The following is a 22,351-nucleotide window of genomic DNA, read 5'->3' on the forward strand; positions in this document are numbered from 1 at the left end:
ATATAATCTTTAAAGAAAAGTAAGATAAATAGCTTTATAACTTTTATAAACTTATATGATACAAGTTGTAGTAATTATTATATAGAAGGATATAATAAATAATTAAATTTTATTCTAAAACATATAATAAAATAAAAAAATATGGAAAAAGATAGGGTAAAAAAGTATAAGGAAAATGTTGAAACATTGTTAAAAAATTGTTATTCTAAAGAAAAAGAATAATCATAGGGGGGGAAATTATGAGTAAAAAGAAAATAGGATTAGTTCCTAAATTAATTATAGGTATCATAGCCGGTATATTAATCGGGTCGTTTGCTCCAGAATTTTTAGTAAAAGTTTTAGTTACAGCAAGCTCATTATTCTCAGCGTTCTTAAAGTTCGTAATCCCATTTATAATAATAGGATTTGTAACTGCAGGTATAGCGGATCTTGCAACAGGAGCTGGAAAATTATTAGGGGTTACAACAGGAATAGCTTATGGATCAACAATAGTAGCAGGGACATTAGCATTTATAGTAGCATCGTTGATATTCCCATCTTTCATAGATCCAAGTGTAGCATCACAAATAGGAGATCCAGAAGCAGGAATGCTAGAACCTATATTTACAATACCATTATCACCAATGGTAGATGTAACAGCAGCAATAGTATTTTCATTTACTATGGGTCTTGGAATATCAGCGCTTAGAAATAATGATAAAGGGGAAATATTATATAATCTATTCCAAGAATTCCAAGAAATAATAACAAAAGTTTTATCAATAATAATAATACCTTTATTACCGATTTATATTGCAGGAACATTTGCAAATATAACATATGCAGGACAAGTGTGGAATATATTAAGTATATTCTGGAGGGTATATTTAGTAGTAATACCATTACATATAGTATATTTAATAATACAATTTACAACGGCAGGATTTGTAACTGGTAAGAATCCTTTAAAGATGTTAAAGAATCAAATACCAGGATACTTAACAGCTGTAGGAACTCAATCTTCAGCAGCTACAATACCTGTAAATGTTGAATGTGCTAAAAATAATGGTGTTAGTAAAGAAATAAGAGAATTTTGTGTACCTTTATGCGCAACAATTCACTTATCAGGAAGTATAATATCTGTTACATCATTTGCTGTTGCAGTACTTATGATGAATGGTATGGATCATGGATTTTCAACAGTATTTCCATTTATATTAATGTTAGGAATAGCAATGGTAGCAGCACCAGGAGCACCGGGGGGAGCTATAATGAGTGCACTTCCATTTTTACCAATGATAGGTATACCATCTGATGGTGGTCTTGCAAGTCTAATGATAGCATTATACTTAACGCAAGATAGTTTTGGAACTGCAGCAAACGTATCAGGAGATAATGCTATAGCAGCAGTTGTAGATCATTTAAATAAAAAGTGGAGTAAAAAAGCAGATAATAAAGTTGCTTAATATAAAAGAGTGTGGATTTAATCTACACTCTCTTTATATTAAGGTATTATAAAATATATATGCTGTAGATAACTTGTAATCTGATCATTGATTTTATCAACGATATATCGTTGACGAAATGGGCAAGGAAAAATTTTTATTTAAAAATTTTCTTTAAATTCTCAACTAATAATTTATTTTCCTCTGGTTTCAGAATACAGACTCTGAAAAAGTATTCATCTAAACCATCAAATGATACACAGTCTCTTATTATAATTCGCTCAGGTATAAGTTTTTCTCTAACTTCTTTAGCTGTAAGTGATTTTGATTTTATTTCGCATAATATAAAATTGCCTTGGCTGTTATAAATTTTTAAATCAGCGAATTTACTAAGTTCATTTATTAAATAATCTCTTTCTTTTGTCATTAAAGAATATGTACTTTCTATAAATTCACTATCATTAAACATCACTTCACCCATCATAGATGCGAAAATGTTTATATTCCATAAATCAAGGTTAGAGTTCATTTCACATTTTATTTTATTATTTGAAATTAGTCCATAACCAAGTCTTATACCAGGAGTTGAAAAGAACTTAGAAGTGCCTCTTATAACAAATAAATTCTTATATTTATCAACTAATGAAGTAGATGAATAAATAGACATATTTGTAAACTCTATATATGTTTCATCCACCATAACAAAAGAGTTAGTACTATTTAATATTTTTTCTACTTCATTTTTAGTAAAAGTAAATCCTGTGGGATTATTAGGATTACATATAACGATTAACTCATAATTATCTTTATTTATAGTTTCTATAAGCTTGTCTACATCTATATTAAAATCACATTCTTTTTTTGAAAAATATTTAGTTATATTACATCCTATTTTAGATAATTCCTTTTCATACTCTGAATAAGCAGGAGATAAAAGTAACGACTTTTTAGGATTAATAGTTTCTATAAAAGAAGATATTAATTCTGTAGCACCACTACCTAAAAGTATGTTATCTATTGAACAGTTGCAGTAATTAGATATAGAAGTTTTTAGTTCTATATATTCAGGGTCAGGGTATACTGATACTTTATCTATGTTATTTACTACATATTTTTTAGCTAGTTTTGATGATCCAAAAGGATTTATATTAGAACTAAAGTCCATAAAATCTTCTTTTGAAAATCCATATTGACTAGATAAATCATATAAATTTGCACCATGATTTACTTTCACATAATCACCATCCTAAAATTATTATTTACATATATAAATTATAATATAAATATATCATTATTCCAAATTATACTACTTAATTACAACTGATACGAATTATATATTAAAATTAAATAAAAATATTCTATTATTTACATAGATATGATATACTAAGGTTATTATAATATACGTAAAGGAGACAGGGAAAATGGCAACTATAGATGTAATGATATCTGAAGAAGAAATAGCTAAAAAAGTAGAAGAACTAGCAAAGCAAATAGAAAAAGATTATGAAGGAGAACAATTATTAGTAGTAGGTATACTTAAAGGAGCCAGTGTATTTGTTTCTGATTTAATAAGAAAGATAAATTTAGATGTAAATATAGATTTTATGAGTGTTTCAAGTTATGGAAATGGAACTGAAAGTTCAGGGACAGTTAGAATATTAAAAGATTTAGATGTTGATATAGCAGGAAAAAATGTATTAATTGTAGAGGATATAATAGATTCAGGACTTACTTTAAGTAATTTAGTAAAAGAGTTAGAAATAAGAAATCCTAAATCATTAAAATTATGTACGCTATTAGATAAGCCTGAAAGAAGAACTTCAAATATACCAGTTGATTATGTTGGGTTTGTAATAGAAGATAAATTTATTGTTGGATATGGAATAGATTGGGCAGAAAAATATAGAAATTTACCTTATATAGGTTCAGTTACAGTTTAAAAATAAATTAAAAATATAAAATTCGTATTATAAATTAGTAATACGGATTTTTTTTATAAAAATTTAAGGATAATTATAAATATATAATTATAAAAATGAACTACTTAACTATGGAATTTTTTAGAGGAACATGTTAATTAACTTATTTTTATAGTTAAATATTATTATTTAAAATATTAGATGTTGATTAAATGAGGTATTTATAAAATACAATGAAGAAATAAGTTTAGTTAAAATAGAAATATTAAAAAATATAAATATTGACCTTGCCATTGGTGGAGGGTTTAATATTGTAAGAGTAAATAAAAAGGAGGAAAGGTAAATGGTCAAACAGTTTTTAGGATATGCAATACCATCAGCTTTAGCTATGTGTATAGCATCATTGAATACAATAATAGATGGTGTATTTTTAGGAAATGGAATTGGAGATGCTGCACTAGGGGCAGTTAATATAGTAATGCCAATTACAATAGTATTTTTTGGCCTTGCAACTATGGTATCAGTAGGAGGTGGCGCACTAATATCAAAGAACTTTGGAGCAAATGAAGATGAAAAAGGAATTAGTATATTTAGACAGGTTACATATATGCTAATAATAATGAGTCTTTGTTTAAGTGCAGTTTGTGTTATATTTGCAAAACCAATAGTTAAAATAATGGGAGCTACTGAAAACCTACTACCATTAGCGGCTGAGTATCTAAAATATTATGCAATGTTTTGTTTACCAAGCTTATTAGGAATTGCATTTAATAGCTTTTTAAGAAATGATAATAAGCCAAAGCTTGCAATGGTATCTACCATATGTGGAACTATAAGTAATATAATTTTAAATTATATATTCATATTTAAATTGGGATTAGGTATAAAAAGTGCAGCAATAGCTACAGGATTTGGACAAATAATAACTCTTTTAATAGCTCTTCCACATTTTATATTAAAAAAAGGAAAATTAAGTTTTGGAAAGCAAAATCTAGAGGCAGGTACAATAAGGGAAGTATTAAAAATAGGATTACCATCATTTTTTGCAGAGGCAGCTTTTTCAGTTATAATATTTGTTCATAATTTAGTTTTAGTTAATACAGTTGGAGAAATAGGTATATCTACCTATGCAATAATAAACTATATAACTACGAATATATACTTAGTACTTTTAGGAGTTACTCTTGGGGCTCAGCCACTTATAAGTTACAATTATGGAGCTAAAGATGGTGAAAAAATGCTAGTATTTTATAAACTTTCAAATAGAACATCAATTATAATAGGAATAATTTTTGCTTTATTATGTTTTGTATTTGGAAGAGAGATAATTTCTGTATTTACATCAGATAAAGAGCTTATAAATATATCATATATAGCAGTAAATATAAACAACTTAGCGTATTTATTCATAGGAAAAAACTTAACTACAACTATGTACTATCAAGCTATAGAAATACCAAAATACTCAAACATGATATGTGCAATGAGATCTATATTAATTTTACCTATAGTATTAGTTATTATGGCAAAAGCTTTTGGGGAAAATGGAATATGGATTAGTATGGCAATATCAGAGTTTATGATTATATTAATATCAAAGAAAATATTCAATATAAATAAGTGTACAGAAAATGCAGTAACTAACCTAGCATCATAACTTCAAATAATTTTAGAAAAAACCATATCATAAAAATGATGTGGTTTTTTCTTTAAGAAAAAGTAGCTATTATGCAAATAAATTTTTATTTAATATTTACATTAAAAAAAGTGTATAATCATATAAGATACAAAGATAAGGAGGAGATTATGAATATTCAAATTAATATATTAAAATTTTTTCAAAGTATAAGGAATCCAATATTAAATGCGTTCTTTTTAATATTAACAATAAGCACAGAAGTACCGGTTATAGTTATTTTAACTGCTATAATGTACTGGTGTATAAATAAAAAATATGGTCAAAAACTTTTATTTTCATTAACAGCAAATATAGCAATAAATACAGGAATAAAAGAATATGTAAAAGCACCGAGACCTATAGGAACTGAGGGACTTGAATCTTTAAGGGTGTCTACTGCTACAGGTTATTCTTTTCCAAGTGGACATACACAAACAGCTACAACATTTTGGACCAGTTTAATGATTATATTTAGGAAAAAATGGATGTATATATTAGGTTCAATAATGATATTAGGAGTTGGATTATCTAGATTATATTTAGGTGTTCACTGGCCTATAGATGTAATTTGTGGATGGATATTTGGTATAGTATTTACAATAATGTTCTCAAAATTATTTGATATTGTAGATAAAAATAAAAACTATAAACTTTTATTATTAACGTTAATACCATTTATAATTTTTATTTTTATAGTCCTGAATTGTATAATTAAATCAGACAAATATATAAACAAAAAAAGACACTTATGATATACTTAGTTAACCTACTAAAATCAACAAAAGGAGTACCAAAAATGTCTTTTAATCATATTAACATAAATCAGCTAACAAATCTAGAAGCAAATTACTATTTAGGCGTGAAAGCAAGAGCTTGCGCTCAAAGAATGAAAATTGGAAAAGATAAAGTTTACAGATATTACAAGCTATTTATGCAAGGACTTACTGTTCAAGAAATATATAATCAATACCTAATAAATAAATCTAGATGTGGAAGAAAGCCCATTGTATTAAGCAAAGAAAAATTAGATGATATCAATAATAAGCTAGAAAATGATTGGTCTTTAGATGCTATCGCAGGAAGAGATAAAATAGATGGAAAAGATGAAAAAATATCAACAAAAACATTATACAAATTAGCAAAACAAGGTGTAATAGATATAAATAAGTTGAGACGTAAGGGTAAAAATAACCCGAAGGGTCATAACGAAACAAGAGGTAAAATTAATACATGTAAAACAATTCATGAAAGAGATGAAAAGTATCCTAATGCTAAAACTAGTATAGAATATGGCCATTTTGAGGGAGATACTATTGTAGGAAAAGCTAGAAAATCAGCTATAGTTACTTTAGTAGAAAAGTATTCAAAATATATTGTATTACTTAAAGCAAGTAGAAAGAGTGAGGATGTTAAAGAAGCAATTTGCAAATGGCTATCATCTTTACATAAGTCGTGTATATCTACTATTACATTTGATAGAGGTAAAGAGTTTTCAAAATGGTCAGACATAGAAAAAGATAGTTCAGTTAATATTGAAATCTACTTTGGAGACCCTGGATCACCAGGTCAAAGAGGGCTAAATGAGAATTCAAATGGAATAGTTAGAAAAGATTTACCTAAGTCTACAGATTTATCTGCATATTCTCAAGAAGAATTAAATATGATTGCGTATAAATGGAATTCTATACCTAGAAAATCACTAGACTATAAAACACCAAATGAGGTTATAAAAGAAGCAACTGGATTTGAAAGCTTACTTACATTTGCTTAGTGATTCATAAGTAATTTGTCTGATTTAAATTGACAATTCAGGAGTAAAAAGTGAATCATATATTAAGATGTTAGGACTTTTATCAGGATTTATATTAGGGTATATAATTGAAGATAAGTTTATAAAATTTAATACTATAGATGAATATAAAAAAGAAATTAGCTTTAGTTCAAAAATAGATACTAATAAAGACTATATAGTAAAAAGTGCATACAGATTTATATTAGGAATATTTACACTTTTATTAGTATTTTTAATATTAAACTATATAATGCCTAAATATGTATTATTTAAATTTATAAAATATTTAATAATAACTTTATATGCTGTAGCAGGTGTTCCAGCATTATTTAAAATAACAAAATTAGCTTAAAATAAATATAAACTTGAGGTGACAATTTGAAAAAAGTAGTAGTAATAGGAGCTGGAGCAGCAGGTATGATGGCAGCTGCAACTGCGGCTAATAGAGGATTAGATGTAACATTAATAGAGAGAAATCATAGAGTTGGAAGAAAAATATTAATAACAGGAAAAGGTAGATGTAATATAACTAATGATTGTGATATAGAAGAACTTATAGAAAATGTACCTACAAATGGTAAATTTTTATATAGTGCATTTTACACTTTTACAAATACTGATGTTATTGATATGTTTAATAAATTAGGTGTTGAAACTAAAACAGAAAGAGGAAAAAGAGTATTTCCTTCAAGTGATAAAGCACATGATATTGCTAATGCCCTTGAAAAAATGATAAAAAGTCAAAAAGTAAAATTACTTCTTAATACAAAAGTAGATAAAGTAGTATCAAAAGGAAGTAAGATAGAAAAGGTAATATTAGATAATAAAAAAGAAATATTATGTGATAGTGTAATAATTGCAACTGGAGGACTTAGTTATCCATTAACGGGTTCAACAGGAGATGGATATAAATTTGCTAAAAGTCTTGGTCATAGTATAGTAGATACTAAGCCATCATTAATAGGAATAGAAGTGCAAGAATCCTTTGTAAAAAATCTTGAAAAATTATCTCTTAGAAATATTGAAATATCAGTGTATAACAGTAAAAATAAAAAAATATATGATGATTTTGGAGAGCTTGAGTTTACAAAGTATGGCGTTGACGGACCAGTTATAAAATCTGCAAGTTGTAGAATGAAAGATACTACAAAAGAAAACTATAAAATAGTATTAGATTTAAAACCAGCACTAGATGAAGAAAAATTAGATAAAAGGATACAGAGAGATTTCCAAAAATATACTAACAAGAAGTTTGAAAATGCATTAGATGACTTATTACCAAAAAAATTGATTCCTGTAATAATAGAATTAAGTGAAATTGATAAAGATACAGTTGTTCATCAAATATCTAGAGAACAAAGAAAGTCTTTAGTTCACTTATTAAAGAACATAACTTTAACTGTAAAAAGATATAGACCTATAGAGGAAGCAATAATAACTTCAGGTGGAATTAAAGTGAATGAAATAAATTCTAGTACTATGGAATCTAAATTAATAGAAGGTCTTTTCTTTGCTGGAGAAGTTATAGATGTAGATGCATATACAGGTGGATTTAACCTTCAAATTGCATTTTCAACAGGATATTTAGCTGGATACTATTGTTAGAAAAATATTATTGTGTGTAAAAATTACCAAGAATGAAAAGTAGTAAAGTCCATATAATACTACCAAGAAACAAAATTATTTAGAAAGAAGGTAATCAACAATGGCAAACAACAATAATAATCAAAAAGTAGTTCCACAAGCTAAACAAGCTTTAAATCAAATGAAATTAGAAATAGCTAATGAATTAGGTATGGCTAACTATCAACAAATGGACAAAGGTAATTTAACAGCTAGAGAAAATGGTTATGTAGGTGGATACATGACTAAGAAATTAGTTGAAATGGCTGAACAACAAATGGCTGGAAAGCAACAATAGTAGATAATAGAATAATATAGAGATACAATAGGAATAGCCTTATAAATTTATAAAATTTATGAGGCTATTATTAATTTATTTATATGGTAATAAAATTTTTATTTATGGATACAATACAAAAGAATATATATATAAGGAGTGGTACATATGCCTACAGTTAATTTTGATGAAATAAAAACTAAATTTATAAATGCAGATTTAGATGAAAAAATACGTATTTATACAACAACAGAAGGATTATCAGTGGCTGAATTTAGAGAGTTACTTAAATATTATCCAATACAACACTTATCAAAATTAGAAAAAGCATTAGGTTAATATAAAATAGAATATAATAAATTAAAAAAGAAGTCATTTGACTTCTTTTTTAATTTAAATTAGATTTATGCACATAGTTATAGATTCGTTCATCTCCTAGATCTATAGACTGAGTAGTTATATATTTTATAATACAATCAACATCACAACTATTTAAATATTCAAGAGGAATGGATAAGGTGTAACCACTAGACTCTAGTAAATTTTTTAGTTTTATTCTTTGAGATATACTAGGTTTTTCAGGTATGGATTTTACACCTCTTTTTTTGCTGCTTGATAAGTTTTCATTTTGAATATTTATTAATTTTTCTATATAAGAGGTATAAGACTCTTTAAAATCATTTTCTAATAAAAGTTTTTCATCTAAGATATCATTTATATCTCCATTGGATATGATATTCTCAACAAACTTATCAGCAGTTAGTTTTCCAGTAGTAATTCCTTTTTGATATTTTCTAAGTATTTTTTTTGTATAATTATAAATTTTACTACGAATTTCTAGATCTAGTTGTTCCATTTGCATAATAAGCACTCCTTTATTTATAGGGTTATAAAACTCAATATTTTTATTATTGTCAAGTATAAAAAATAATATAATTGTAAAAATATAAAAATATAAATAAATTTGGAGGTTTTACTATGATAAATGGAATAATAAAGCTTTTTTATTCTGAAGTTGTAAAAACTAATATGAAAAAAATGCCAAATGGGGAGTATTACTTAAAAGATGAATATAAAGAAATTAAAAACTTAACACTTAAAATAGATAGTTTAGCACTTAATATAATAAAACTTATAATAGTAATGATTACACTTATATTAGCATTTGAAATAAATACTATATTAGGGATTGGATTATTTTTAATAGAGTTTTTATACATAATTTATAAAAGAAATTTAGAACAACAAATTTTAGAGAGTATAAAGCATTTAAAAGATAATGTAGAAATGACTACATTAGATGTATTAACTGAGAGAGGAAAATCAGGTATAAACATACTTATAACTCTTTTGATACTTGGACTTATAACAAATTTTAATTGGTCTATAGTGATTAGCTTTATAGTTGTTTTTTTATTTACTATAAAAGATATATATAGTAATATTAAATAATGACGAAATAAGGGGGAGGACGAGTATGTTTGATAACAATAATACAGAAAATTATAAAATGAAAAACTTAGTTGATATATCAGCTATGGTAACTCAATCATTAAATTTCTTTGATATAAAGGATAAAATAATAGAAAAAATGCTTGAGGTAGTTCATCCCACTAAAGCATGTGTAAATTTATTTTATAGGAATAACTATGAATATGCTTATTTAGTGTGTTCGGAGACTTTAAATGAAATACCAGATTTATTTGATATAAAAACTTCAAGGGGAATTAAAATAGATTTTAATGAATACCCTAAATATATACATGAAGCTGTAGCTAAAAAGGAAATAATATACATAGAAAACATATTTGAAGATGAAAGAGCAGTAGATGAAAGAGAATTAGCTAAAAAAGAAGGATATATAGGAAGAATTGTTTTTCCTCTTGTTGTTAATTATAATGTAGTAGGTTTTATGACTTGCTTTTTAACTAAAGATGATAAAATAAATGAATACGATATAGATTTTATTTCATCTGTATCATCTCTTATAAGTTTATCTATAGATATAACAATGAAAAATAACAATACTCATATGTTAGTTCATAAATTAAGAGGTGCTATTAGCTCTATAAATGAAGCAATACAAAAGTTATATTTTAATAATAATATAAATGAGTTTTTAGATCATTTAAGTAAACAAGCTTGCCATATAACACACAGTAAGGAGACTATAATAGTAACGGAAAAAGTAGAGAATAAAAATAAGATGTTTAGTTTCTATGGTGTAGAAGGAAAAAAGCAAACTAACATATATCCTATAATCGGAAAAATCCTATCTCAAGATTCTATAGGAGCATATTGTAATGAAAATAAATTACATTATAATGAAATAAAAAACTATATATACTATAAGATTAAAGATAGTAAATCAGTCATTGGTTACATAGTATGTGCAAATAGCCCTAACTATACAGATGATGATTTAAATATATTAAGTATATTTGCAAAACAGCTTTCGGTAGCACTTAAATTATATGAATATAATTTAGTAGAGATTAAACATAAGATTCTTGAAAATGAATTAGATGTATTAAATAAACAGCAAAAACTAATAATGAATGAAGGTAAAATAAAATATAGTATAGATAATGAATTAAATTTCTATCATAGACCAGCTAAAGTAGTAGGTGGGGATTTTTATCATGCAATAAAAGTTAGTGATGAAAAAATAGTGTATATACTAGCTGATGTAATGGGACATGGTATAGTATCAAATTATGCAGTAGCTATTATAAAAGGAGCATTTAAAGTATTATCTAGAATTTGTAGCTCACCTGGAGAAATAATGACTAATCTAAATGATATGCTTTATGATGAATTTGATAAAATGGGAATATTCACAACTTGTTTAGTAAGTATGATAGATACCAAAGAAAATACAATAACAATATCAAATGCAGGTCATTATAGTCCTATTATAATAAAAAAAGATAGTTCTATAAAAAGAGATTTAGATTGTAAAAAAGGGATACCAATAGGTGTTATAGAAGATGTAAGCTATGAAAATAATGTATTAAGCCTAGATGAATGTAGCATGATTTGTATGTATACAGATGGGGTATTAGAGATAAAAAATAAATCAAAAGAAGAATATGGAATATCTAGATTAGAAAACTTTATAAAAAATAATTACAAAAATAATCAAGAAGTAATTATAGAAAAACTAAAAAGTGAACTTAAAGAATTCTCTAATAAGGATAACTATGATGATGATATATTAATAGTGATGCTAAAGAATAATTAAGGGGGATACTATGAACACAGATATTTTAATAATAAATGGAAGCCCTAGAAAAAATAAAAATTGCTTTAAAATTTCTGAAGAAATCTCAAATAAATTAAATCAAAATAATATATCAAATAAAATATTTAATATTTATGATATGAATATAGAATATTGTACAGCATGTGGTTTTTGTGAAAAAACTGGATTTTGTAAATTTAAAGATGACATGACACCAATGTATGAAATGTTTGATAAAGCAAAGGGAGTTATAGTTATAAGTCCTGTAAACTTTGATTGTATAACTGCAAAATTAAAAACACTAGTCGATAGAACACAGGCAATTTATGCAAGTAAATATATATTAAAGAAGCCTTCAATTGATAGAAGTAAAAAACGTATAGGAATGTACATTGCTGTAGGAGGATCTACTCCGTATGAAACACAATTTATGGGTGGGCAAATAGTAATGGACTTTTTCTTTAAAAGTGTAAATAACAAATTAAAATATAATATATATTTAAATAATACAGATAAGCTAGAGTATGAAGAAAATACATCATTTAAAGAAACACTAAAAGAAAACTTAAATAAATACATAATAGATATAAAAGAGCTTGATTAAACAAGCTCTTTTTGAGTAAAAAACAAAGGAGGAAATTATGTTAAGATACTTAACTAGTGGAGAATCACATGGAAAAAGCTTAATATCAATATTAGATGGAATACCAGCTAATATTGAATTAAATATAGATGAAATAAACTATGAATTAGAGAAAAGACAAGGTGGGTATGGTCGCGGTGGCCGAATGAAAATAGAAAAAGATAAGATAAATATCTTAGGTGGAGTAAGAGGAAAAATAACATTAGGTGGACCTATATCAATAGAGATAAAAAACAAAGACTATGAAAACTGGATACAATATATGAATCCTATGGACAACATTGATTTTGAAACTAAAAAAGTAGAAAAAGTAAGACCAGGGCATGCTGATTTAGTTGGATGTTTAAAATATGATTTTGAAGATGCGAGAAATGTACTTGAAAGATCAAGTGCAAGAGAAACAGCAAGTAAGGTAGCAGTAGGTGCTATTTGTAAGCAAGTTTTAAAAAATTTTAATATAGATTTTACTTCTCGTGTTGTTCAAATTGGAAATGTAAAAGATAATAATAGTTATGATTTTGATTATATAAAAGAAAATGTAGATAAAAGTGCAGTTAGATGTATAAATAAAGATGTAGAAAAAGAAATAATAAAAGAAATCGATAAGGTAAAATCTGAAGGTGATACTTTAGGTGGAGTTGTAGAAATCAGAGTGAAGAACTTAATTCCAGGATTAGGTTCATATACTCAATTTGACAAGAAAATAGATGGAGAACTAGCAATGCACTTAATGAGTATACAAGCTATAAAGGGTGTAGAAATAGGTATAGGATTTGATGTTGCAAATAATTATGGTTCTAATGTTATGGATGAAATATATTATAACAATGAAGATGGAATAAAAAGAAAAACTAATCAACTAGGTGGAATTGAAGGTGGAATGACAACAGGTGAAGAGTTAGTAATAAGATGTGCAATGAAACCTATTCCAACTCTTTATAAACCACTTAAATCTATAAATATAAATACACTAGAGAGTTATAGTGCAAGTATAGAGCGTTCAGATAATTGTGCTGTACCAGCATGTAGTGTAGTATGTGAAAATGTAGTTGCATTTGTTATATGCAAATACTTCCTAGATAAAATAGGTGGAGATAATTTAAATGATTTAAAATCAAACTATAATACATATATAAAAAGGTTAGGTGATAGAGGGTGGAAAAGATAATAAATGAGGTTTGTAATATAGTAATAGATAATAGCTATAAGAACTTTACATCATCAGTTTATGAGTTTAATAATAAGAATATTGAAGATTTATCTATAATTAATATAAATGAAATATATGACGAAGTTCTAATTATAAGTGATGAGAATGTATATAACTATCAACTTGACAATTTTATAAATAATATAAAAGCGAAAATGATATATGAATATATAGTTCCAGAAGGAGAAGATTCAAAATCATTATCAGTATATGAAGAAATAATTAAGTATTGTATAAGAATAAATTTATCTAGAAAATCATTAATAATAGCATTAGGTGGTGGAGTTATAGGTGATTTAGCAGGTTTTGTAGCATCTACATATATGAGAGGTATTGATGTATGCCAAATACCAACAAGCTTACTAGCACAAGTGGATTCGTCAGTAGGCGGCAAAACTGGATTAAACATAGGAAATTTAAAAAATATAATAGGTACTTTTTATCAACCTAAGTTTACTTATATAAATATAGATGCATTAAAAACATTACCATATAGTGAATTTATATCTGGAATGGCAGAGGTTATAAAATACAGTATAATTTATGACTATGATTTTTTAGATTACCTTATAGATAATAGTGAAAAAATACTTGATAAAGATAATGAAACACTATGTTATATGGTTGAGAAATGTATTCAAATAAAAGCAGATATAGTTTCTAAAGATGAAAAAGAAGGTGGTCTTAGAAAAATATTAAACTTTGGCCATACATTTGGCCATGGAGTTGAAAAGCTTTGTAAAATAAGTCATGGTGAAGCTGTAAGTATTGGTATGAATATGGCATTTAAGTTATCATTAGAAAAAGGATACATAGAGGAAAGTTACTACAATAAATTTATACAAGTATGTGAAAAATTCAATTTACCTTTAGGATTTAATCTACCATTATATGAAAAAGATGAAATTACTGAAAGAGATAAAGATAAGATAAATAAAGAAATACTTGAAATAATGAAAAATGATAAAAAGAATAGTTTCGGAAAGATTAATTTAATACTTCCAATAGATTTTGGAAAGGTTGAAATTACTGACAATATAGATGAAGATGAAATATTAAACATAATAAAGGGGGCAAATCATGCTTAAAGGAAGTTTTGAACTTATAGGTGATAAGTCTATATCCCATAGAGCAGTTATGTTTTCTTCTATATCTAAAGGGCATAATAAAATAAGCAATTTCTTAATGGGAGAAGACTGCTTAAGCACAATATCTTGTTTTAGAAAAATGGGTGTAGATATACAAATAGATGGTAAGGATGTATATGTAAAAGGAAATGGATTATATGGACTTAAAAGACCAAAAGAAATATTAGACGTAGGAAATTCGGGAACTACAATAAGACTTATGATGGGAATACTTGCAGGAAATAAATTTGATGCAACTTTAATTGGAGATAATTCTATAGCTAAAAGACCTATGAAAAGGGTAACAGACCCATTAAGACTTATGGGATGTAATATAGAAGGAAAAGATGATGCTAACTATACACCTATAAAAATATATGGTGGAGATTTAAAAGCTATCGATTATCATATGCCTGTTGCATCAGCACAAGTAAAATCTGCTTTAATACTTGCAAGTCTTTATGCAAATGATACTAGCTTTATATATGAAAAGGTAAAAAGTAGAAATCATACAGAAATAATGTTAAAGTCATTTGGAGCAGACATAAATGTAGAAAATTTAAAAATAAGTGTAAATCCAGTAAATGAGCTATTTAGCCAAGATATATATGTACCTGGAGATATATCATCAGCGGCATTTATAATAGTTTCAGCCTTAATAACTAAAGGTTCAGAAGTTATTATAAAAAATGTAGGATTAAATGAAACTAGAACTGGGATAATAGATGTAGTTAAAAATATGAATGGAAATATAGAAATAATAAATGAAAGATTAGTTGGTGGAGAATTAGTAGGTGATTTATTAGTTAGATATACTAAAGACTTATGTGCAACTACAATAGATAAAGATATAATTCCAAGACTTATAGATGAAATTCCAGTAATAGCTGTACTTGCTACACAAGCTGAAGGAACTACTATAATAAAGGATGCACAGGAGCTTAAAGTAAAAGAAAGTAATAGAATAAAGTCTATGGTAGAAAATCTAAAGATATTAGGTGCTGATATAGAAGAATTAGAAGATGGAATGATAATAAAAGGAAAATCTAAATTAAATGGTGGAAAAATAAAGACATTTAAAGATCATAGAATAGCAATGGCATTTTCTACTTTAAATTTAATATCTGATGAAAAAATAAAATTAGATAATGAAGATTGTATAAATGTATCATTTCCAGGGTATTTTGATCTTATAAAAAGTCTAACAAAATAATACTAGATTACAAAATATATAGAGTATAAAAACAAATTAAAGTTAACAAAATAGTATAAGATGGTTTTTGATAAAGATATTGAATTATCAAGAATTTATCGATGATTTTATTAGTTAAAAAGCTAATAAAATCATTTGATTTATTGTTAAATATTATATATAATGTATCATGTATACAAAATAATTAGGAGGAATTTAAGATGAAATTACCAATAGCATTATCTAATAGACACGTTCACTTAAGCCAAGCAGACATAGAAGCATTATTTGGTGCAGGACATGAGTTAACTCATTTCAAGCCATTATCTCAACCAGGACAATATGCTTGTGAAGAAAAAGTTGACTTAGTAGGACCTAAAGGCACTATAAAAGGAGTTAGAGTTTTAGGACCAGCTAGACCTAGTACACAAGTTGAAATATCTTTAGCAGATGGATTTGCTTTAGGAATAAAAGCTCCAATAAAAGAATCTGGTGATATAGCAGGAACTCCAGGTGTTAAATTAGTAGGACCAGCAGGAGAAGTAGAATTATCAGAAGGTGTTATAGTTGCTTCTAGACATATACATATGAGCTTAGAAGATGCAGCTAGATTTGGTGTAACTGATAAGCAAATAGTAAAAGTTAGAACTTTCGGACCAAGAGCTGTAGTATTTGAAAATGTATTAGTAAGAGCTAATGCTAACTTTGCATTAGAAATGCATGTAGACGTTGAAGAAGGAAACGCTGCAGGTGTTAGAAATGGTGAAGAAGTAGAATTAATAGCTGAATAATTATATAAAAAAGAACGGATTTTTTAAGATCCGTTCTTTTATTTTTCGATATTTTTTTCATACTCAATTCCGTAATCATACATTTGTTCAAGTAGAGGTATCATTTTTTGCCCCATATCAGTTAAGCTATACTCAACTTTAGGTGGAACTACAGGAAAAACTTCTCTATGTACAAGGCCATCTTCTTCTAAACTTCTAAGTTGATTAGTTAACATTTTTTGTGTAACATCTGGCAATTTTCTTTTTATTTCGCTGAATCTAAGACTTCCACCGCTTAAATACCAAAGGATAAGTATTTTCCACTTACCAGAAACTAATCTGTGAAATAAAGTCATAGGACATGTGTCATATTTTAAACAACGGTTTGACATATGACATTTACTATGAGAACTTAAGCTCATCTGTAAACACCTCACATTTTTATTTTATAAAGTTAGTATATCATAAATAAAATATATAACAATATACATAGTATACTTTTATATACTATGTATATTATAAGTTTCTACATATAAAAAAAGTGCCTACTTGTTAAGTTTAAATTAAGAATATATTATTAATTTGTAAATTCTAGTAAATAATATGTTATTTTTTTGTTAATTATAAATAATGCTATAAAAAATAAGTTTATATAAATTACATAATATGGTAACATGATATGTAAATATATAACGAAAAAAGCGGTAAAAAGGAGAATTTGTAATGAATAAGAAAATAGCCAATATGATAGATCATACTATATTAAAAGCTATAGCAACTAAAGATGATGTAGTTAAATTATGTAACGAAGCAAAAGAATATGGGTTTTTCTCAGTTTGTATAAATCCAGCAAATATAGAACTAGCAAAAGAAGAATTAAAAGGAAGCAATGTTAAAGTATGTACAGTTATAGGCTTCCCTTTAGGAGCAAATACTTCAGCTGTTAAAGCTTTTGAAACAAAAGATGCAATAGCTAAAGGTGCTGATGAAGTTGATATGGTTATAAACATAGGTGCATTAAAAGATAAAAACTATGAATTAGTATATGAAGATATAAAAGCAGTAGTAGATGCAGCAAATAAAGAAGCTTTAGTAAAAGTTATAATAGAAACTTGCTATTTAACTGATGAAGAAAAGAAAATAGCTTGTGAGCTTGCAGTTAAAGCAGGAACTGACTATGTAAAAACTTCTACAGGATTTGGAACAGGAGGATCGACTCCAGCTGATATAAAACTTATGAGAGAAACTGTAGGAGAAAATATAGGTGTAAAAGCATCTGGTGGTGTTAGATGTGAAGAAGATGCAGTTAAAGTAATAGACGCTGGGGCTACTAGAATAGGGGCTAGTGCTTCAATTGCTATAGTAAGTGGAAATAACGAATCTAAAAGTGACTATTAATACTAAATAAAAATTTAATGCTTAGATTATAAATTTATGGGTATTTAATATATGTATTAGATAAAAATAATTAATCTATTGAGCTAGTTATTTTACTAAGTATATTTAAATTACTATATAAAGTTTTTTAACTATCAAAATATATCTTGCTAAAATATAGTATTTCAGTAATCATATTTAACTAGCACAAAGAGTTAATTAAATTAGAAGATAAAGAGTAGAATTAAATTAGCTTATAATATTATTTATACTTGTAATAAAGAAGGAATCTATAACATTTTATAGAATACCTTCATTATTATGTAAATTATAGCATAATATTTATATGTATATGAATTGTACTAAAATATACATTGTATTCATTATACACTGTAGCTAAGATTTAATACTTAAACTACATAGGAGTAATATTAAGGAGGATACACATTATGGCTAAATTCATGAAAACTGTTGATGGAAATACAGCTGCTGCACACGTTGCGTATGCATTTACTGACGTAGCTGCTATATTCCCGATAACTCCATCTTCAAACATGGCAGAAGCAGTTGACGATTGGTCAGCGCAAGGAAGAAAAAATATATTCGGACAAAAAGTTAATGTTGTAGAAATGCAATCAGAAGCAGGAGCTGCTGGAGCATTCCACGGTTCATTACAAGCAGGTGCATTAACAACAACATTTACAGCATCTCAAGGTTTATTATTAATGTTACCTAACATGTATAAAGTTGCTGGAGGATTACTTCCAGGAGTATTCCACGTAAGTGCTCGTGCTCTTGCTACTTCAGCATTATCTATATTTGGTGACCATCAAGACGTTATGGCAGCAAGACAAACTGGATGTGTACTATTAGCTTCAGGATCAGTTCAAGAAGTTGCTGATATAGCACCAGTTGCACACTTAGCTGCAATAGAAGGTAAATTACCTTTCATACATTTCTTCGATGGATTTAGAACATCACACGAAATACAAAAAGTTGAATTATTAGAATACAGTGACTATGCGTCATTATTAAATATGGAAGCTGTTAAAGCATTTAGAGATAGCGCTTTATCTCCAAATCACCCAGTAACTCGTGGTACAGCTCAAAATGATGATATATATTTCCAAACAAGAGAAGCATCAAACAAATACTACAATAATATAGTAGGTGTAGTAGAGAAATACATGGCTAAAATGTCTGAATTAACAGGAAGAAAGCATGGATTATTCAATTACTACGGAGATGAAAATGCAAAGAATATAATAATAGCTATGGGTTCTGTTACAGAAACTATAGAAGAAACTATAGATTACTTAAATGCTAAAGGTGGAAGCTATGGTTTAGTTAAAGTTCATTTATATAGACCATTCTCTAATAAGCACTTATTAGAAGCTATACCAGCTTCAGCTGAAAGAATATGTGTACTTGATAGAACTAAGGAACCAGGTTCAACAGGTGAACCATTATACTTAGATGTACGTAATGCATTCTTTGATGTAGAAAATGCACCAATGATAATAGGTGGAAGATACGGATTAGGTTCAAAAGATGTTACTCCTACAGATATAAAAACTGTATTTGATAACTTAACATCAGAAAAACCTAAGAACAATTTCACATTAGGTATAGTAGATGATGTTACAAATACTTCATTAGAAAAATCTGAATCAATAAAAATAGCTCATCCAGGAACTGTAAGATGTAAGTTCTGGGGATTAGGATCTGACGGTACAGTTGGAGCTAACAAGCAAGCTATAAAAATAATAGGAGATAACACAGATAAGTATGCTCAAGCTTACTTTGCATATGACTCTAAAAAATCTGGTGGTATAACAATGTCTCACTTAAGATTTGGAGATGCTCCTATAAGATCAACTTACTTAATAGATGAAGCTGATTATATAGCTTGTCATAACCAATCATATGTTAACCAATATGATTTATTAAAGGGACTTAAAGAAGGTGGAGTATTCGTACTTAACACTATATGGTCTCAAGAAGAATTAGAACAACACTTACCAGCTAAAATGAAGAAATTTATAGCTGATAACAATATAAACTTCTACACTGTAAATGCTACTAAGATAGCTCAAGAAATAGGTCTTGGAAATAGAATAAACATGATAATGCAATCTGCATTCTTCAAGTTAGCTGCAATAATACCTGAAACTGAAGCTGTAGAATACTTAAAAGATTCTATAAAGAAAGCTTACGGTAAAAAAGGTGAAAAAGTTGTTAACATGAACTTTGAAGCTGTTGAAGCTGGATTAAATGCTTTAGTTAAGATAGACGTTCCAGCTAACTGGTCTAATGCTGAAGAGTTAGAAATGGCAGTAGATTCAGATGAACCAGAATTCATAAAGAACATATTAAGACCTATGAATGCTCAAGAAGGTAATAACTTACCAGTAAGTGCATTCGAAGGCTTAGAAGATGGTACATTCCCAGCTGGTACTGCAGCATACGAAAAACGTGGAGTAGCAGTTAATGTTCCAGAATGGATAACTGATAATTGTATCCAATGTAACCAATGTGCATATGTCTGTCCTCATGCATGTATAAGACCAGTATTAGTAAATGAAGAAGAAGCAGCTAATGCTCCAGAAAGCTTTAATACTAAGAAGGCTATAGGTAAAGGATTTGAAGGATTACAATACAGAATGCAAGTAAGTCCAATGGACTGTACAGGATGTGGAAACTGTGCTGACATATGTCCAGCTAAGCAAAAAGCTTTAGTTATGAAGCCTCTTGATACTCAAGAAGTAGAAGTAGAAAACTGGGCATTTGCAGTTGATACTACTAAAGTTGCTCCTAAAGGAGATATAATGGCACCAACTACAGTTAAGGGAAGTCAATTTAGACAACCACTTATAGAGTTCTCAGGAGCTTGTGCAGGATGTGGAGAAACTCCATACATCAAGTTAGTTACTCAATTATTTGGAGATAGAATGATGATAGCAAATGCTACAGGATGTTCTTCTATATGGGGAGGATCTGCTCCATCAACTCCGTACACAGTTAACCATGAAGGTAAAGGTCCATCTTGGGCAAACTCATTATTCGAAGACAATGCTGAATTCGGATACGGAATGATGCTTGGTGTTAAGCAAATGAGAAATAAAATAGCTGAAACTATGCAAACTCTATTAACTATGGATATATGTGAAAGTGCTAAAGAAGCATTTAATGCATGGTTAGAAGCAAGAGAAGATGGTGAAGCTTCTAAAGCTGCTAGTGAAAAGGTACTAGAAGTATTAGCTGGAACATGTTCTTGTGCAGATGAAGAAGTAAAATCATTATTATCTGAAATAGAATCAAGAAAAGATTACTTAGTTAAGAGATCTCAATGGATACTTGGAGGAGATGGATGGGCTTATGACATCGGTTACGGTGGATTAGATCACGTTCTTGCTTCAGGTGAAAATGTAAACGTGCTTGTATTTGATACAGAAATATACTCAAATACAGGAGGTCAAGCTTCTAAGTCAACTCCAGTTGCTGCAATGGCTAAGTTCGCTGCTGCTGGTAAGAGATCTAAGAAGAAAGACTTAGGTATGATGGCTATGAGTTACGGAAATGTATACGTTGCTCAAGTTGGTATGGGTGCTGATAAGAACCAATTAATGAAGGCTATAATAGAAGCTGAAAAGCATGATGGACCATCATTAATAATAGCATACTCTCCATGTATATCTCACGGAATAAAAGAAGGTATGGGTAGAGCTCAAGCTAACATAGAAAAAGCTGTTAAAGCTGGATACTGGCATTTATACAGATACAACCCACAATTAAAAGCTGAAGGAAAGAATCCTTTCACTTTAGATTCTAAGGAACCAACTGAAAGCTTCAGAGAGTTCTTAATGGGTCAAGTAAGATATGCTGCTATAGCTAAGCAATATCCAGACGTAGCTGAAGAATTATTCAATATGGCTGAAGAAAATGCTAAAGAAAGATACAATAACTATAAGAGATTAGCTGAAAACTTCTAATAGAAATATAGTTTGAAAATAAAGGATGGACAAATTTTGTCCATCCTTTTGTTGTAAATATGCTAAAATATAAGTAGTAATAA

At 27.8% G+C, this 22,351-nt stretch carries 21 protein-coding genes; 18 read left to right on the top strand and 3 right to left on the bottom strand.

The features are described from left to right. Window positions 1-239 precede the first annotated feature (239 nt). Window positions 240-1,445: a dicarboxylate/amino acid:cation symporter gene (locus tag BN7997_RS03915; RefSeq protein WP_071119568.1), complete on the top strand. Its 1,206-nt coding sequence runs from the start codon at window positions 240-242 to the stop codon at window positions 1,443-1,445. A gap of 136 nt (window positions 1,446-1,581) precedes the next feature. Here BN7997_RS03915 and BN7997_RS03920 read toward each other — a convergent pair whose 3' ends face one another. Next, on the bottom strand, window positions 1,582-2,658 hold the full coding sequence (locus BN7997_RS03920) for a pyridoxal phosphate-dependent aminotransferase (RefSeq protein WP_071119569.1): 1,077 nt from the start codon (window positions 2,656-2,658) through the stop codon (window positions 1,582-1,584). 187 nt (window positions 2,659-2,845) lie between these two features. Here BN7997_RS03920 and hpt point away from each other — a divergent pair, with 187 nt between their 5' ends. The 8 genes from hpt to BN7997_RS15375 all read left to right on the top strand — a co-directional run bounded on the left by hpt (window position 2,846) and on the right by BN7997_RS15375 (window position 9,052). After that, window positions 2,846-3,364 (top strand): hypoxanthine phosphoribosyltransferase, encoded by a 519-nt coding sequence (hpt, locus tag BN7997_RS03925; RefSeq protein WP_071119570.1) that lies wholly within the window; start codon window positions 2,846-2,848, stop codon window positions 3,362-3,364. 322 nt (window positions 3,365-3,686) lie between these two features. Beyond that, window positions 3,687-5,000, top strand: a complete 1,314-nt coding sequence (locus tag BN7997_RS03930) for an MATE family efflux transporter (protein ID WP_071119571.1) — start codon at window positions 3,687-3,689, stop codon at window positions 4,998-5,000. 149 nt (window positions 5,001-5,149) lie between these two features. Beyond that, entirely contained in the window at window positions 5,150-5,773 is a 624-nt protein-coding gene (locus BN7997_RS03935; RefSeq protein WP_071119572.1) for a phosphatase PAP2 family protein, read from the top strand. A 44-nt stretch (window positions 5,774-5,817) separates the two neighbouring features. Next, window positions 5,818-6,792 carry an IS30 family transposase gene (locus BN7997_RS03940; RefSeq protein ID WP_071119190.1) on the top strand — a complete coding sequence of 325 codons (975 nt, stop codon included), beginning with the start codon at window positions 5,818-5,820 and terminating at the stop codon, window positions 6,790-6,792. Between the two features lie 67 nt (window positions 6,793-6,859). Then, window positions 6,860-7,165: a hypothetical protein gene (locus BN7997_RS03945; RefSeq protein ID WP_071119573.1), complete on the top strand. Its 306-nt coding sequence runs from the start codon at window positions 6,860-6,862 to the stop codon at window positions 7,163-7,165. 26 nt (window positions 7,166-7,191) lie between these two features. Further along, complete coding sequence (locus tag BN7997_RS03950; protein ID WP_074010957.1) at window positions 7,192-8,418, top strand: BaiN/RdsA family NAD(P)/FAD-dependent oxidoreductase; 1,227 nt, start codon at window positions 7,192-7,194, stop codon at window positions 8,416-8,418. Window positions 8,419-8,518: 100 nt separating this feature from the next. After that, window positions 8,519-8,734 carry an alpha/beta-type small acid-soluble spore protein gene (locus BN7997_RS03955; protein WP_071119574.1) on the top strand — a complete coding sequence of 72 codons (216 nt, stop codon included), beginning with the start codon at window positions 8,519-8,521 and terminating at the stop codon, window positions 8,732-8,734. 147 nt (window positions 8,735-8,881) lie between these two features. Further along, entirely contained in the window at window positions 8,882-9,052 is a 171-nt protein-coding gene (locus tag BN7997_RS15375) for a hypothetical protein (RefSeq protein WP_143023161.1), read from the top strand. A 49-nt stretch (window positions 9,053-9,101) separates the two neighbouring features. Here the strand turns inward: BN7997_RS15375 and BN7997_RS03960 are convergent, their stop codons facing one another. Next, window positions 9,102-9,575, bottom strand: a complete 474-nt coding sequence (locus BN7997_RS03960) for a hypothetical protein (RefSeq protein WP_071119575.1) — start codon at window positions 9,573-9,575, stop codon at window positions 9,102-9,104. Window positions 9,576-9,691: 116 nt separating this feature from the next. On the opposite strand from BN7997_RS03960, the gene BN7997_RS03965 reads away from it, so the two are divergent. From BN7997_RS03965 to pduL, 7 genes are all read left to right on the top strand, one after another. Continuing rightward, complete coding sequence (locus tag BN7997_RS03965) at window positions 9,692-10,165, top strand: hypothetical protein (RefSeq protein WP_071119576.1); 474 nt, start codon at window positions 9,692-9,694, stop codon at window positions 10,163-10,165. 25 nt (window positions 10,166-10,190) lie between these two features. After that, window positions 10,191-11,957 carry a SpoIIE family protein phosphatase gene (locus tag BN7997_RS03970; RefSeq protein WP_071119577.1) on the top strand — a complete coding sequence of 589 codons (1,767 nt, stop codon included), beginning with the start codon at window positions 10,191-10,193 and terminating at the stop codon, window positions 11,955-11,957. Between the two features lie 10 nt (window positions 11,958-11,967). Next, window positions 11,968-12,561, top strand: a complete 594-nt coding sequence (locus BN7997_RS03975) for a flavodoxin family protein (protein WP_071119578.1) — start codon at window positions 11,968-11,970, stop codon at window positions 12,559-12,561. A 37-nt stretch (window positions 12,562-12,598) separates the two neighbouring features. Further along, entirely contained in the window at window positions 12,599-13,768 is a 1,170-nt protein-coding gene (aroC, locus tag BN7997_RS03980) for a chorismate synthase (protein WP_071119579.1), read from the top strand. Continuing rightward, window positions 13,756-14,898: a 3-dehydroquinate synthase gene (gene aroB / locus BN7997_RS03985; protein ID WP_083335002.1), complete on the top strand. Its 1,143-nt coding sequence runs from the start codon at window positions 13,756-13,758 to the stop codon at window positions 14,896-14,898. The genes aroC and aroB overlap by 13 nt, the downstream gene beginning before the upstream one ends. Further along, window positions 14,891-16,150: a 3-phosphoshikimate 1-carboxyvinyltransferase gene (gene aroA, locus BN7997_RS03990; RefSeq protein WP_071119580.1), complete on the top strand. Its 1,260-nt coding sequence runs from the start codon at window positions 14,891-14,893 to the stop codon at window positions 16,148-16,150. Before aroB ends, aroA begins: the two co-directional genes overlap by 8 nt. Before the next feature lie 200 nt (window positions 16,151-16,350). After that, entirely contained in the window at window positions 16,351-16,920 is a 570-nt protein-coding gene (gene pduL / locus BN7997_RS03995) for a phosphate propanoyltransferase (RefSeq protein WP_071119581.1), read from the top strand. Between the two features lie 38 nt (window positions 16,921-16,958). On the opposite strand, the gene BN7997_RS04000 is transcribed toward pduL, so the two are convergent. Continuing rightward, window positions 16,959-17,321: a winged helix-turn-helix transcriptional regulator gene (locus tag BN7997_RS04000; protein ID WP_071119582.1), complete on the bottom strand. Its 363-nt coding sequence runs from the start codon at window positions 17,319-17,321 to the stop codon at window positions 16,959-16,961. 301 nt (window positions 17,322-17,622) lie between these two features. On the opposite strand from BN7997_RS04000, the gene deoC reads away from it, so the two are divergent. Together deoC and nifJ are read left to right on the top strand one after the other, a co-directional pair. Continuing rightward, the gene (gene deoC, locus BN7997_RS04005; protein WP_071119583.1) at window positions 17,623-18,297 is read left to right on the top strand and encodes a deoxyribose-phosphate aldolase; all 675 of its coding nucleotides are present in this window, start codon (window positions 17,623-17,625) and stop codon (window positions 18,295-18,297) included. 428 nt (window positions 18,298-18,725) lie between these two features. Continuing rightward, window positions 18,726-22,268 (top strand): pyruvate:ferredoxin (flavodoxin) oxidoreductase, encoded by a 3,543-nt coding sequence (nifJ, locus tag BN7997_RS04010; RefSeq protein WP_071119584.1) that lies wholly within the window; start codon window positions 18,726-18,728, stop codon window positions 22,266-22,268. Window positions 22,269-22,351: the final 83 nt, after the last annotated feature.

It is taken from the genome of Romboutsia timonensis (genome assembly GCF_900106845.1).
In the GTDB taxonomy this organism is placed as follows: domain Bacteria; phylum Bacillota; class Clostridia; order Peptostreptococcales; family Peptostreptococcaceae; genus Romboutsia; species Romboutsia timonensis.